The sequence below is a fragment of the Denitrificimonas halotolerans genome (assembly GCF_034259425.1).
In the GTDB taxonomy this organism is placed as follows: domain Bacteria; phylum Pseudomonadota; class Gammaproteobacteria; order Pseudomonadales; family Pseudomonadaceae; genus Denitrificimonas; species Denitrificimonas halotolerans.
On record NZ_JAXIVU010000002.1, the window covers coordinates 89,615 to 103,640 of the forward strand.

Here is a 14,026-nt window from a genome sequence, read left to right on the forward strand (position 1 = left end):
GTTGATATAAATTTATATCAGTGAAACGCTGGCTGCTCTAATTTTGCTTAGGGTATGGTCTATGAATAATTCAGCTGTTGTGATCGATGTTGAACAACTGCGTCGTAATGCAGGTGCCGCAGGGCAGCTATTAAAAGCTCTAGGCAATCCCGATCGACTGTTATTGCTATGTCAGTTGGTACAAGGGGAAATGAACGTTGGTGAGCTGGAAGAGTGTCTGCAAATTGTGCAGCCAACTTTGTCACAGCAATTGGGCGTTTTACGTCGCGAAGGTTTAGTCGATACACGTCGTGATGGTCGACAAATTTATTACAGCATTAGCAGTTCACATGCTTTAGCTGTGATTGAAACGCTACATGTACTTTACTGTGAGACTGATCAGTAAGTTGCATGCACTGCGCAAGAGCGTTATATTATTAATAATTTATCATTTTGTATGCTACTTTGTTGATAAGAGCAATGAGCAGAAGGTGAAATTATGAAAAATAATATAGGTTCAATTGAGCGTAGCTTGCGCATTATTGTGGGCTTGATATTGGTTGTTTTAGCTCTGTTCGACATTATTGGTTGGTGGGGCTGGGTTGGTCTGATTCCAATTTTGACGGGAGCTTTAGGAACTTGCCCTTTGTACAGTATTCTAGGTGTAAGCACCTGTGGTGGTAAAGGCTGTCCGAAAAAGTAATTGGTTTCAAAAAAGGCGCCCTAGGGTGCCTTTTTATTTCGCATGCATTTTAGGGCTGTATATTAAGATATTTTGTTCTTTGGATGAGTTAATTTTTAACCCTGTAAGGAGATATCATGCAAGCTGTAGTCACTGCTTTTTTCGACCCCATCACCTACACCTACACTTATGTGGTAAGTGATCCTGCGTCTCAGGCTTGTGTAATTATTGACTCTGTTCTTGACTATGATCCTGCTTCGGGACGGACGAATACAGAAAGTGCTAATACTATTATTCACTTTGTTCGTGAACAGCAACTAAAAGTTGAGTGGTTATTGGAAACGCATGTACACGCAGACCATCTTTCTGCCGCTCCTTATTTAAAAGAGCAGCTAGGCGGGCGTTTGGCTATTGGCGCCAATATTACGACGGTACAGCGAGTGTTTGGTGAGATCTTTAATGTTGAGGCGGGGTTTGCCACTGATGGCAGTCAATTTGATAACTTATTGTATGATGGTGATATTTTACGATTTGGCAAACTCAGTGTTGAGGTGATTCATACTCCAGGACATACTCCAGCATGTTTAAGTTATATGATTGGCGATGCAGTTTTTGTTGGCGACACACTGTTTATGCCTGATTATGGTACTGCGCGTTGTGACTTCCCTGGTGGCGATGCGCGCACTCTGTATCAATCTATTCAACGTTTGTTTGAGTTGCCAGATAATACCCGAGTGTTCTTATGCCATGATTATAAGGCAATAGGACGTGAAGAGCATTGTCACGAAACTACCATCGGTGAGCAACGAATGCATAATATTCATGTGCATGAAGGCGTGAGTGCTGAAGAGTTTGTTAGATTACGTACTGAGCGTGATGCAACCTTATCGATGCCAACTTTGATTTTACCGTCCGTGCAAGTCAATATGCGAGCTGGAGCCTTTCCACCCGCAGAAGATAACGGTGTACGCTATTTAAAAATCCCTCTTAATGCCTTGTAACTTTGGAGAAACGCTCGATGGAATCTATCAAATACATCACACCCTTTATCTCAGTTACTGGGCAAATACAGCCAGAAGATATGGCGTCTATAGCTGCTGCGGGTTTTGTTACTGTAATCAATAATCGACCTGATGCTGAGGCTGAAGAACAGCCGAGCAGTGTGCAAATGGCTGAAGCAGCAGGTATTGCAGGTTTACAGTATCATTATTTACCTATCATTTCAGGGCAGCTGACAGATGAAAATGTCAGTGATTTTGCTCAGCTTTTAACTGGAGTAAAGGGGCCTGTTTTAGCATTTTGTCGTTCAGGTACACGCTCATGCAGCTTGTGGGCACTCAGTGAAGCACATCGTCTAACACCTTCGGCAGTATTGGTCGCGGCAAAAAATGCAGGTTACGACTTATCAGGGCTATTACCACGATTAGAGCAGCGTTGGGCTGAGTAAAGGTGGTTGGTTTCCAGTATTCATTTGCTTAAAACTGTTATGTTTTGATTCAGGTCAGAATGGATGCAGGCCTTTTGGGGTAGGTTAATGAAAAGTAGATATTGATACTTAGGAGAGGAAGCCTAGTGCGTAAATTATCATTATTAGCGCTTGCTATAAGTATGAGCGCAACTGCTATTGCAGCCCCAAAACCAAATGAACCAATTCAGCCTATTGAGCCGTATGAGGTGACCGATGCAGCTAAAGTGGAATTGGGCAAGCAATTATTTTTTGACCCACGCTTATCTAAGTCTGGATTTATCTCGTGCAACTCTTGCCACAACTTGAGTATGGGTGGCAGCGATAACTTGCCGACTTCTATTGGTCATAATTGGCAAGAAGGGCCGATTAACTCACCAACGGTTTTGAATTCGAGTTACAACATTGCTCAGTTTTGGGACGGCCGCGTTGCAGACTTACAAGAGCAAGCAGGTGGCCCCATTGAAAACCCTTTGGAGATGGGATTTACCCATGAGTTAGCTGTAGATGTAGTGAGCTCGATTCCGCAGTATGTGCAATCATTTAAAAATGTCTATAACGTCGATAAAATCACTATCAATGAAGTAACGAATGCAATTGCTGAGTTTGAAAAAACACTAGTAACGCCTAATTCGCCTTTTGATCAGTGGTTAAAAGGTGATACAGAGGCTATTACTGCTGAGCAAAAAGCGGGTTACCAATTATTTAAAGAGGTAGGTTGTACTGCATGTCACAGCGGCCCTGCGGTAGGTGCTAATACTTTCCAAAAGATGGGCTTATTTGAAGACTATAAGACCAATAACCCAGCTGAAGGTGTTGCCGGTTTAACCGGTGAGGACACTGATCGCTTTAAGTTTAAAGTACCGACATTGCGTAACGTTGAACTGACCTATCCCTATTTCCACGATGGTGCTTATTGGCAGTTGGAAGAAGCAGTGGATGTTATGGCGCGTTTGCAGTTAGGACGTAAGCTGGAAAGTGAGCAAATAAGTCAAATTACTGCCTTTTTGAAAAGCTTAACAGGTGAGCAACCAAGCTTTACTATGCCGCTACTGCCACCTTCTACAGCCGAAACTCCATTACCAGAGCCTTTTGTTAAAAAAGCAAAAGAATAAAACAGTCATAACCAATAAAAAACGGCCTTATAGGCCGTTTTTTATTGGGTTTAAGCTGTTATTTTTTCAGCTTTGGATTGGGAAAAAATTGCAGTGCTTGACCCTTCTGAATTTTATTGGTGTGTAAAGCGCTGGTATTGACCCGCGTTGGTATCTCATTAGGTACTACATTGCCGTCAGCATTTAGAGTATCGCTATAGCCGCAGTGAACACAGTCTCGGTGTGGTATATCTTCAACTTCCCACATGCGAATGCCATCCATTGCTTGGCATGCTGGACATACGGCGCCGGCGATAAAGCGTTTTTTAATTTCACTTTTACTTGGTGTTGTCATAATTATCTCTTTGATTAGGCTGCATGCTCGCTGCTTAAACCGCTGTGACGCAGTAAAGCATCAATCTCAGGTTCACGGCCACGGAACTCAACAAAGAGCTGCATAGGTGACTGTGAGCCGCCTTTGGCCAGGATTGAGTCACGGAATGCGCGGCCTGTGGTTGGATTGAGTACACCTTCCTCTTCGAAGCGTGAGAAGGCATCAGCGGACAATACTTCGGCCCACTTATAGCTGTAATAGCCAGCTGCATAACCGCCTGCAAAAATATGGGCAAAGCTGTTTGCGAAACGGTTCCAACGAGGGGGTACCATGACTGCTACCCGTTCACGTACGCTGTCTAAAACATCTAGTACTTTGCGGCCATCACTGTGATTGCAATGCAATTCAAAGTCGAATAATGAAAACTCCAGTTGACGCACCATCATAAGGCCTGACTGAAAGTTACGTGCAGCGAGCATTTTGTCCAGTAGTTCTTTGGGAAGTACTTCTTGGCTTTCATAATGACCAGAAATCAAGGCCAAACCTTCAGGTTCCCAGCACCAGTTTTCCATAAATTGACTGGGTAATTCGACCGCATCCCACGCAACACCATTGATACCGGATGCTCCAGCATATTCGATACGGGTAAGCATGTGGTGTAAACCATGGCCAAATTCGTGAAATAAAGTAGTGACTTCGTCGTGGGTGAGTAATGCAGGCTTATCTTGACTGGCTGGGGTGAAGTTACAAACTAAGTAAGCAATAGGCTTTATCAAAGTGCCGGTGGAGTCGCGATACTGATCGCGTGCGCCGTCCATCCAGGCACCACCACGTTTGTGTGAGCGTGCGTATAGGTCAAAAAAGAAGCGACCAACAGGTTGGCCATTTTCGCTGATTTCAAACAGACGTACATCAGGATGCCAGCTATCAAAGTCACTCAACTCTGTGATTTGAATGCCATACAGTTTTTCTACAATGCTAAATAAGCCACTGAGTACTTTGTCGATTGGAAAGTATGCGCGTAAGGCTTCTTCACTGATGTTATAGCGCTGCTCACGGAGTTTCTCACTGTAATAACCTAGATCCCAACTATTTAAATCGTTTACACCGAGTTCGGTAGCAAAAGCTTTGAGTTCAGTTAAATCTTGCTCAGCAAAAGGCTTGCTGCGTTGGGCTAAATCATTTAAGAAAGTCAGTACTTGCTCGGTTGATTCAGCCATTTTAGTGCTGATGGATAATTCGCTGTAGTTATTAAAGCCCAGAAGCTGGGCCAATTCAGCTCGCAGGTCTAAGATTTCTTCCATGATAGGTGAGTTATCTAACTGACCGGCATGAGGTCCTTGATCAGAAGCACGGGTACTGTATGCACGGTACACTTCTTCACGTAAGTTGCGGTCATCGGCATAAGTCATGACGGCATAGTAGCTTGGAAACTCCAAGGTGATCAGCCAACCGTCTAAGGCTTTATCTTTGGCAGCTTGAGCCATTTGTGCTTTAGCTGAGTCAGTTAAACCAGCTAAATCTTGTTCATTGGTGATGTGCTTAGTCCAAGCTTGAGTTGCGTCCAGTAAGTTGTTGGAAAAGGTGCTGGACAGTTCTGATAAACGCTTTTGAATCTCGCCATAACGCTGTTGTTGCTCGGCAGGTAAATCAATACCAGATAAGCGGAAGTCTCGTAGCTCATTTTCTAAAATTGTTTTCTGCGCAGTAGAAAACTGCTCTGCTTCTGGGCTTTTAGCTAATGCTTGATAGGCTTCAAATAAAGCTCGATTTTGCCCCAACTCAGTCCAGAATTCTGAGAGTTTTGGTAGGCAGGCCTCATAGGCTTCACGTAGCTCAGGGCTGTTGCAGACGCTATTGAGATGGCTGACAGGCCCCCAAGCTTCACCAAGGCGTGCGCCCAGTTCGTCCATAGGTAAAACTAAATTACTCCAAGTTGGTTGTAGTCCACTGTTTAGCAGCTGCTTAATGGCTGCTCGACTCTCGGCTAGAATTGTATCGATAGCCGGCTCAATGTGTTCAGGACGGATTGCCGAGTAATGCGGCAAGTCAAAATCTTGCAATAAAGGGTTGTCTTGAATAGTCACTCGAATACCTGTAAATACAAAAATGAATGGCGCAACATAACCAATGCTGCCTCTATCTTAATACAAATTAGCGCTGAAGCGACTTAAGGTGTTTATTGTGTCGATGAGAAGTTATAACGAAATATTACCACAGTGTGGCAGTCGGGTATTTATTGATTCCACTGCAGTTATCATTGGAGATGTACATTTGGGTGATGACTGTTCTGTTTGGCCGCTAGCGGTGATTCGTGGTGATATGCATAAAATTCGTATCGGTGCTCGAACCAGTGTACAAGACGGCAGCGTGTTACATATTACACATGCCAGTGATTTTAATCCCGATGGTTATCCGTTGACGGTTGGCGATGATGTAACCATTGGTCATCAAGTTTTATTGCATGGTTGTACCATTGGATCACGAGTATTAATTGGTATGGGCTCGATTGTGATGGATGGTGCACGTATAGATAATGATGTGGTACTGGGTGCAGGCAGTATAGTAGCGCCGAATAAGCATCTTGAAAGTGGTTATTTATATGTGGGGCGGCCTGCACGCAAGGTTCGCGCATTAACTGAGCAGGAAATGAAATTTTTTACTTATGGTGCGAGTAATTATGTACGCTTAAAAGATAAATATTTGGCCCAAGCACAATAAGTACTCGGGCCTTAATCGTGGTGCTGTAGGAGGTTAATAACGCCAAAAAGCTGGGGATAATAGAACCAGTAGCGAGAAAACTTCAAGGCGACCAAGGATCATCGCCAAGCTGAGAATGAGGTGAGCTGCATCCGGTAAGTTACCGTAGTGTGCGGTGGCATCGCCCAACGCAGGGCCTAGGTTATTCATGCATGAGGCTAAGGCTGAAAAAGCTGTAATGGGATCTAAATTACAAGCGAGCAATGCCAGCATCAAGGTAAAAAAAGTGACCATATAGACCACGCAAAACCCCCAAACTGACTCAATCACGCGGTCAGGAACTTTGCGTTTACCTAGTTTGATCGTGAAAACCCCATTAGGGTGGAGCAAGCGGAGAATCTCTCGCTGACCTTGACGGTAGAGCAGCATAACGCGCATGACTTTCATGCCGCCGCCTGTGGAGCCTGCGCAGGCGCCAATAAAGGTAGTGTACAGTAATAAAAACGGTAAAAAACTTGGCCAAATACTGAAGTCAGTAACACCAAAGCCTGTAGTGGTTGCTACGGAAACTACTTGAAAAGCAGCGTAGCGTATTGACAAGAGAGGATCGTCGTAGTGGTTGTATAAGATTAATATCGCCGCAGCAATGACAAATACTATGGTGAGAATTTTCAGATATGTCAGGCATTCAGGGTCTTTTAAATAGGCTTTTAAGGAACGACTACGCAGAGATAAAAAGTGCAGTGCGAAGTTCATTCCAGAGATAGCCATAAAAAAGATACAAATCAACTCAATCAATGGGCTGTCAAAATAACCAATACTGGCATCATGGGTCGAAAAACCACCAATGGCGATGGTAGAGAAACTGTGACCAATGGCATCGAAGACATTCATGCCGGCAAGCCAGTAAGCTAAAGCACATAAGAGTGTAAGCGCACAATAAATCATCCAAAGAGTTTTGGCGGTGTCGGCAATGCGTGGTGAAAGTTTATTATCTTTTAAGGGACCTGGCATTTCTGTGCGGTACAGTTGCATTCCACCTACGCCCAACATGGGCATAATGGCTACGGCCAAGACAACGATACCCATTCCCCCGAGCCATTGTAGTTGTTGTCGGTAATAAAGGATTGAGCGGGGCAGTTGGTCAATGCCTGTGAGTACTGTTGCACCTGTTGTGCTTAAACCTGAAAAAGCTTCAAACAAGGATTCGCTAATACCCATGCTAGGACTTGGGGATAGCATAAAAGGAATAGCCCCGAAGGTACCCAGTACAATCCAAAATAAAGCAGTAATAAGATAGCCATCACGCACTCTTAATTCAGCTCGAGCACGGCGCACAGGGAGCCAAATGAGTAAGCCAGTACAGACAGTAATGGCAAAGGCCCAGGCAAAACTTGTACTGGAACCACCATCATCGTAGAGGGCGATTAGAAGCGGTGGGACATGGCTGATACTGAAGAGCATCAGCAGTATGCCAAGAATTCGACCAATCGCGGCAAAGTGCATGGTGATTACTCGCTAAAAATACGTCGGTAAAAGTTAGAAAAAAGTCAGACCTGGTTGGAACAAACGCTCCACATCACGAATATATTTTTTATCTACTACAAACATAATAAAGTGGTCGTCGGCTTGAATCACTAGGTCATCATCATCAATGAGCACTTCATCGTTACGAATAATGGCTCCGATGGTTGTCGCAGGTGGTAATTTAATCTCGCTGAGCCTACGACCAATGACTTTGCTTGATTTGCGATCACCGTGAGCAATGGCTTCAATGGCCTCTGCAGCGCCGCGGCGTAAGGAGTGGACGCTGACGATATCACCCCGACGTACATGCGTCAGTAGGGTGCTCAGAGTAGCCAGTTGCGGGCTGATGGCAATATCAATGGCACCGCCTTGCACTAAGTCAGCATAGGCAGGGTTATTAATGATAGCCATTACTTTGCGTGCTCCAAGTCGTTTAGCGAGCAGAGATGCCATAATATTAGCTTCATCATCGTTGGTTAGGGCTAAGAAAATATCCACTTCATCGATGTTTTCTTCCACGAGCAGGTCACGATCTGAGGCGCTTCCTTGCAAGACAATCGAAGTGTCTAAGCTGTCAGATAAGTAGCGGCAACGGGCGGCATTGATTTCGATGATTTTAACTTGGTAGCGACTCTCGATAGCTTCTGCGAGACGTTCACCTACATGCCCACCACCGGCAATGATGATCTTACGATAGCCGTCTTCCATGCGCCTTAATTCACTCATTACTGCACGAATGTGCCCGCGTGCTGCAATGAAGAAAACCTCATCATCCACTTCAATAATAGTGTCGCCAGTAGGGAAAATGGGGCGATCACGGCGGAAAATAGCAGCAACGCGGGTCTCAACATTGGGCATATGTGCACGCAGTTGACGTAGCTCTTGGCCGACCAACGGTCCGCCATAATAGGCCCGTACGCAAACCAATTGTGCTTGGCCATCGGCGAAGTCTAAAACCTGCAGAGCACCAGGGTATTCGATTAAACGTTTAATATGGTTGGTGACGGCCTGCTCAGGACTGATTAAGACATCAATTGGGATTGCTTCAGTACTGAAGAGCTCGGTACGTGTGATATAGGCCGCTTCGCGTACTCGAGCAATTTTTGTGGGTGTGCGAAATAAAGTATGTGCCACTTGGCAAGCGACCATATTGGTTTCATCGCTATTAGTGACGGCTACTAGCATATCAGCATCATCGGCACCGGCTTGACGCAAGACTGTGGGAAAGGAACAGTGACCAACAACGGTACGAATATCTAAGCGATCACCTAAATCACGTAAACGCTCTGTATCGGTATCTACTACGGTAATGTCATTGGCTTCGCTAGCCAGATGTTCTGCTAGGGTACCACCTACTTGCCCTGCACCAAGAATGATGATCTTCATGCCAATGTCCTTAAGTGCTCTGTATTGCTGCTTGTTTAATCAAGCGCGCATAGTAAAAACCATCATGACCATCCACTTGCGCAAGTAATTGGCGGCCATGGGGCTGTGCTTTACCAAAGTTTGCGGTAAAGGGTAGCTCTTGGGCATTCTGAGTTCGTTGTAAAAACGCAGCAATGACCTCTGTATTTTCTGTTGGTAGTGTGGAACAGGTGGCGTAAACCAGGATGCCATTATCTTCTAGTGTCGGCCAAAGCGCATCTAATAACTCACCCTGTAATTGCGCTAGAGGAGCAATATCATCGGCTTGACGGGTCAGCTTTATATCGGGGTGGCGGCGAATCACTCCTGTAGCTGAGCAGGGAGCATCCAGTAAAATGCGCTGAAACTTTTCTCCATTCCACCACTGGTCCGTGGCGCGGGCATCACCAGCTAGCAGGGTTGCTGATAAGTTGAGACGTTTTAGATTGGCCTGTACACGCTCTAAACGCTGTGGTTCTAAGTCAATGGCAACGACTTCCTTTAGTTGTGGCTGACTTTCTAAAATATGACAGGTTTTTCCGCCAGGAGCGCAACAGGCATCGAGTACTCGCTGTGCAGGCTCCAACATTAATAATTCAGCAGCCAGTTGCGCTGCTTCATCTTGAACGCTTACTGTACCGTCAGCAAAGCCAGGTAATGCTGTGACATCACAGGGGTGAGTTAAGGTGATGCCGTCTTGGCTAAAGGCAGTGGCTTTTCCCTCAATATCAGAGTGTGCTAGCTGTGCAAGGTAAGCGTCGCGGCTGATGACTTTTTGGTTCACTCGTAGAGTAAGGGGTGGGTGGCTATTATTGGCATTGCAAATCGCTAGCCAGTCTTCAGGCCAAAAGGCTTTGAGGGATTTTTGTAACCAACGAGGGTGGGCTGTGAGAACTACGGGATCTTTTTCTAGCTCAGGCAGAAGGGTATCTGCTTCGCGCTGGGCACGACGTAAAATAGCATTGAGTAAACCTTTGGCCCAAGGTTTTTTTAATGCTGTAGCGCAGCCGACGGTTTCTGCAATAGCTGCGTGAGCCGGAATGCGTGTATAAAGTAGTTGGTATAAGCCGATTAATAATAAGGCTTCAATATCTTGATCAGCTTTACGAAAAGGTTTACTGAGCATGGCAGCAGCTAACGCCGATAGCCGTGGCTGCCAGCGTGCTGTACCAAAAGCGAGTTCTTGTACTAAGCCTCTATCGCGCTCAGCAACACGCTCCAGTTGTGCTGGCAAACTGCTGGCCAACGAGGCTTTACCTGTAATAACAGCAGTGAGGGCGCGGGCTGCGGCAAGGCGAGGATTCATAAACCAAGTACCTGGCCGGGAGCAAATAAGGATTGTCGACCATTGAATAGGTCACTAAAAGGTAAAGCCCGTGCATTGGGTAATTGCAAACGAGTTAAGAGCAATGCTTGCTCTCCGCAAGCTACTAGCAAGCCACTGTGGTCGGCATGCAGAATTTCGCCAGGTTGGCCTTGACCTTCGGCCAACTCGGCAGCATGAATTTTTAAGTTTTGACCTGCTAAAGTGCTATGACATACCGGCCACGGATGCATGGCACGGATCTGTTGATCCAACTCTTGAGCGGGACGTAGCCAGTCAATTGACGCGGCGTTTTTATTGAGTTTGTGTGCATAAGTAGCTAAACCATCTAATTGCTTTTCACCTCTTAGCGTGCCATTAGCTAAACCGGTAATGGCTTGTAACACTGCTGGAGGCCCAAGCTCGGCAAGGCGGTCATGTAAGCTGCCACCGGTGTCAGAGTTGTAAATGGGGGTAGTGACTTTCAATAACATCGGTCCAGTATCTAAACCTGCCTCCATTTGCATTACTGTAACGCCGCTTTCTTGGTCACCGGCTTCGATGGCTCGTTGGATGGGAGCAGCACCGCGCCAACGTGGCAGCAGAGATGCATGACTATTGATGCAGCCTAAGCGCGGGGTATCAAGAATAGCTTGCGGCAAAATCAAACCATATGCCACTACGACCATTAAATCAGCTGCTAAATTGGCCAGTTCTTGCTGTGCTTCAGGACTGCGCAAGTTGAGCGGTTGCAGTACGGGGATGTCATGTTTGAGTGCTAGCTGTTTAACGGGGCTTGGGGTGAGCTTTTGTCCACGCCCAGCAGGACGGTCAGGTTGCGTATAGACTGCTACAACGCTGTGCTTGCTATCGAGTAAGGCTTGCAAATGTTTAGCGGCAAACTCAGGTGTACCGGCAAACACAATACGTAGAGAGGAAGACATACAGTTACCTTGCAATTTTAGAAATGGGAGCACAACGTGGCCAGTTTGATACTGGGGACTCAGCTTTTTTGCAGACGTTGGTTTTTTTCGAGTTTTTTCTTAATTCGATTACGCTTCAGTGCTGATAAATAATCAACAAAGAGCTTACCGTTTAAATGGTCACATTCATGTTGAATGCAGACCGCTAGTAAGCCATCAGCGACCATTTCAAAGGGCTTACCATCACGATCTAATGCGTTAATTTTAACTCGCTCTGGACGTTGGACATCTTCGAAAAAGCCTGGTACAGACAGGCAACCTTCTTGGTACAACTCTGTGTCGTCGGTGAGCGTTTCAATTTCAGGGTTAATAAACACCATAGGTTCAGATTTATCCTCCGATAAGTCCATCACTAACAGGCGGATATGCTGATCCACTTGGGTTGCAGCTAAACCAATACCAGGTGCGTCGTACATGGTTTCAAACATGTCATCAATGAGTGTACGTATTGTATCATCAACCTTTTCCACAGGCTTAGCTATGGTGCGTAGTCGAGGATCTGGGTATTCGAGAATCGTTAAAATAGCCATATGCGTTTTGAAGTACTTTTTAAAAATTAGAGAGCTGCTTGTCGATGCGCGCAGCATAATCAAGAAACTGCAGTAAAGCCAAAACTGCGATTAAGGCTTGCATTCAAGATGTTGGATTATGCACCTATGATAAAGGGAATCGGTGCTTGAGGAAAATTTTTCACTCATTATCTATCACTGACTGATAAGTAGTAAGCAGGGAGGCGTTTTAAAGTTGTGCGGTAACTTTGCATTTCAGTGACTGCTTACTACACTAAATACAACACCTGACAAGATGTCCAGTGTAGCTAAATAGGGATATTACCATGACGCATTGCTCCCCTGCAGAACTTGAAGCGCGTTTACGTTTACATTGTTTACCAGAAATTGGCCCCCAGCGTTTTTATCGTCTACTGGAAGCATTTACTTCAGCCAACTCAGCACTCAGTGCGCCTGCCGCCGCTTGGCGCGCTCTAGGTATTCCGCAGAGCAGTGTGGATGCACGGCGCAGTGAGGCGGTGCGTGACCACACATTGCAGGCTTTACGTTGGTTGGAAATGCCGCATCACCATGTACTTTTACATGATATGCCACAGTATCCAGCCTTGTTAAAAGAAACTGGTGGGGCACCACCTTTGTTGTTTGTTCAGGGCGATCCAAGTATTTTAGAAAAACCACAAATTGCTATTGTGGGCAGTCGTCGTGCGACCCGGCCGGGGCTTGATACAGCACAAAGCTTTGCTCGCAGTTTGGCACAAGGTGGTTTTGTTGTAACCAGTGGTTTGGCCTTAGGTGTGGATGCTGCTGCGCATCAAGGTGCTTTAGATGTACAAGGCAAGACGATTGCTGTTGTGGGTACAGGGTTGAGGCGTGTTTATCCTGCACGGCATCGAGCTTTAGCACAAAGAATTATTGAACAGGGTGGTGCTTTGGTATCGGAGTTAACCTTGGACAGCGCACCTCATGCCAATCATTTTCCACGGCGCAATCGCATCATCAGTGGTTTATCGTTAGGGGTGTTAGTCGTTGAGGCTAGCCCTTCTAGCGGTTCTTTAATTACAGCACGCTTAGCTGCCGAACAGGGACGTGAGGTTTACGCAATCCCGGGCTCTATTCATTCTCCCAGTGCAAGAGGGTGTCATCAACTGATTCGTAATGGTGCAACGTTAATTGAAACCGTGGATGATATTTTAGAAACATTGCAAGGTTGGCAGCGAATTGGACCCGTTGCAGAGCCGCCAGAACAACAAACTCTCGCATTACAACATCCTTTGTTAGAGCTGTTAAAAGTGCAACCTCTAGATACAGAGGAACTAGTAGTCTTGAGTGAACTGCCCTTGCTAGAAGTGTTGAGCCTACTGACCGAGTTTGAAATTGATGGTTGGGTGAGTCGTGAAGGTGGTTTATGGCTGTATCGTAAGGCTGGACAGGTTTAAGATAGGGGGCTTCATTGACCGAGTAACACCTGCTTACGAGTGAAATTCATGACCAGTGCTTGGCAGATCCAACAAGTTGCGCAAAAAATACGACAAGGGGCGGTAATCGCTTACCCTACAGAAGCAGTCTGGGGATTAGGCTGTGACCCTTTTAATGCGACTGCGGTAGCGCGCTTATTAGCTTTAAAAGATCGACCAGCGCATAAGGGCCTTATTTTGATTGCTGCTGATATTGAGCAGTTTGATTGGCTGCTTGAGGGGCTTACAGATGATGAAATGGCACAATTAAAGCAGTGCTGGCCAGGGCCTCATACTTGGCTAGTACCCCATTATAATCGTGTGCCGGAATGGATTAGTGGTGAGCATAACACTGTTGCCATTCGCGTGAGTGCCCATCCATTGGTGGCACGATTGTGTGCAGTGACAGGGCCTTTAGTATCTACGTCTGCAAATCCCAGTGGCTTTTCACCTGCGAAAAGCCGTTTGCGTATTGAGCAATATTTTCGTGGCCAGTTGGATGCTGTGCTCAATGGTGAGTTGGGCCAGCAAACCAAGCCCAGCACCATCCGTGACTTGCGGAGTGGACAGGTGCTGCGCTCGGCTTAAGTTA

General features: G+C 45.9%; 15 protein-coding genes. 8 read left to right on the top strand and 7 right to left on the bottom strand.

Going from position 1 to position 14,026, the window contains the following annotated elements; genetic code table 11:
• The first annotated feature begins 61 nt into the window (after nt 1–61).
• The 5 genes from TOI97_RS02275 to TOI97_RS02295 all read left to right on the top strand — a co-directional run bounded on the left by TOI97_RS02275 (nt 62) and on the right by TOI97_RS02295 (nt 3,241).
• Nucleotides 62–385 (top strand): ArsR/SmtB family transcription factor, encoded by a 324-nt coding sequence (locus tag TOI97_RS02275; protein WP_321552512.1) that lies wholly within the window; start codon nt 62–64, stop codon nt 383–385.
• 93 nt (nt 386–478) lie between these two features.
• Nucleotides 479–682, top strand: coding sequence for a YgaP family membrane protein (locus tag TOI97_RS02280; RefSeq protein WP_321552513.1), 204 nt, complete (start codon nt 479–481; stop codon nt 680–682).
• 116 nt (nt 683–798) lie between these two features.
• On the top strand, nt 799–1,662 hold the full coding sequence (locus tag TOI97_RS02285; RefSeq protein WP_321552514.1) for an MBL fold metallo-hydrolase: 864 nt from the start codon (nt 799–801) through the stop codon (nt 1,660–1,662).
• 17 nt (nt 1,663–1,679) lie between these two features.
• On the top strand, nt 1,680–2,108 hold the full coding sequence (locus TOI97_RS02290) for a TIGR01244 family sulfur transferase (protein WP_321552515.1): 429 nt from the start codon (nt 1,680–1,682) through the stop codon (nt 2,106–2,108).
• Between the two features lie 125 nt (nt 2,109–2,233).
• Complete coding sequence (locus TOI97_RS02295; RefSeq protein WP_321552516.1) at nt 2,234–3,241, top strand: cytochrome-c peroxidase; 1,008 nt, start codon at nt 2,234–2,236, stop codon at nt 3,239–3,241.
• 58 nt (nt 3,242–3,299) lie between these two features.
• Here TOI97_RS02295 and TOI97_RS02300 read toward each other — a convergent pair whose 3' ends face one another.
• Both TOI97_RS02300 and prlC read right to left on the bottom strand, forming a co-directional pair.
• Nucleotides 3,300–3,575, bottom strand: a complete 276-nt coding sequence (locus TOI97_RS02300) for a YheV family putative zinc ribbon protein (protein ID WP_321552517.1) — start codon at nt 3,573–3,575, stop codon at nt 3,300–3,302.
• A gap of 14 nt (nt 3,576–3,589) precedes the next feature.
• Nucleotides 3,590–5,635, bottom strand: coding sequence for an oligopeptidase A (gene prlC / locus TOI97_RS02305; protein WP_321552687.1), 2,046 nt, complete (start codon nt 5,633–5,635; stop codon nt 3,590–3,592).
• Nucleotides 5,636–5,744: 109 nt separating this feature from the next.
• Between prlC and TOI97_RS02310 the strand changes: the two genes are divergently transcribed.
• Nucleotides 5,745–6,275 (top strand): gamma carbonic anhydrase family protein, encoded by a 531-nt coding sequence (locus TOI97_RS02310; protein WP_407651305.1) that lies wholly within the window; start codon nt 5,745–5,747, stop codon nt 6,273–6,275.
• A 33-nt stretch (nt 6,276–6,308) separates the two neighbouring features.
• Here the strand turns inward: TOI97_RS02310 and TOI97_RS02315 are convergent, their stop codons facing one another.
• The 5 genes from TOI97_RS02315 to def are packed head-to-tail and all read right to left on the bottom strand — an operon-like array spanning nt 6,309 to nt 12,001.
• Complete coding sequence (locus TOI97_RS02315) at nt 6,309–7,760, bottom strand: TrkH family potassium uptake protein (protein ID WP_321552519.1); 1,452 nt, start codon at nt 7,758–7,760, stop codon at nt 6,309–6,311.
• 33 nt (nt 7,761–7,793) lie between these two features.
• A complete protein-coding gene (gene trkA, locus TOI97_RS02320; RefSeq protein ID WP_321552520.1) occupies nt 7,794–9,167 on the bottom strand; it encodes a Trk system potassium transporter TrkA in 1,374 nt (457 codons plus the stop codon).
• A 10-nt stretch (nt 9,168–9,177) separates the two neighbouring features.
• Nucleotides 9,178–10,491 carry a 16S rRNA (cytosine(967)-C(5))-methyltransferase RsmB gene (gene rsmB / locus TOI97_RS02325; RefSeq protein WP_321552521.1) on the bottom strand — a complete coding sequence of 438 codons (1,314 nt, stop codon included), beginning with the start codon at nt 10,489–10,491 and terminating at the stop codon, nt 9,178–9,180.
• Nucleotides 10,488–11,432: a methionyl-tRNA formyltransferase gene (gene fmt / locus TOI97_RS02330; RefSeq protein WP_321552522.1), complete on the bottom strand. Its 945-nt coding sequence runs from the start codon at nt 11,430–11,432 to the stop codon at nt 10,488–10,490. The genes rsmB and fmt overlap by 4 nt, the downstream gene beginning before the upstream one ends.
• A gap of 59 nt (nt 11,433–11,491) precedes the next feature.
• Entirely contained in the window at nt 11,492–12,001 is a 510-nt protein-coding gene (gene def, locus TOI97_RS02335; RefSeq protein ID WP_321552523.1) for a peptide deformylase, read from the bottom strand.
• 305 nt (nt 12,002–12,306) lie between these two features.
• Between def and dprA the strand changes: the two genes are divergently transcribed.
• Together dprA and TOI97_RS02345 are read left to right on the top strand one after the other, a co-directional pair.
• Nucleotides 12,307–13,416 (top strand): DNA-processing protein DprA, encoded by a 1,110-nt coding sequence (dprA, locus tag TOI97_RS02340; RefSeq protein WP_321552524.1) that lies wholly within the window; start codon nt 12,307–12,309, stop codon nt 13,414–13,416.
• Nucleotides 13,417–13,464: 48 nt separating this feature from the next.
• A complete protein-coding gene (locus TOI97_RS02345) occupies nt 13,465–14,022 on the top strand; it encodes an L-threonylcarbamoyladenylate synthase (RefSeq protein WP_321552525.1) in 558 nt (185 codons plus the stop codon).
• The last annotated feature ends 4 nt before the right edge of the window (nt 14,023–14,026 follow it).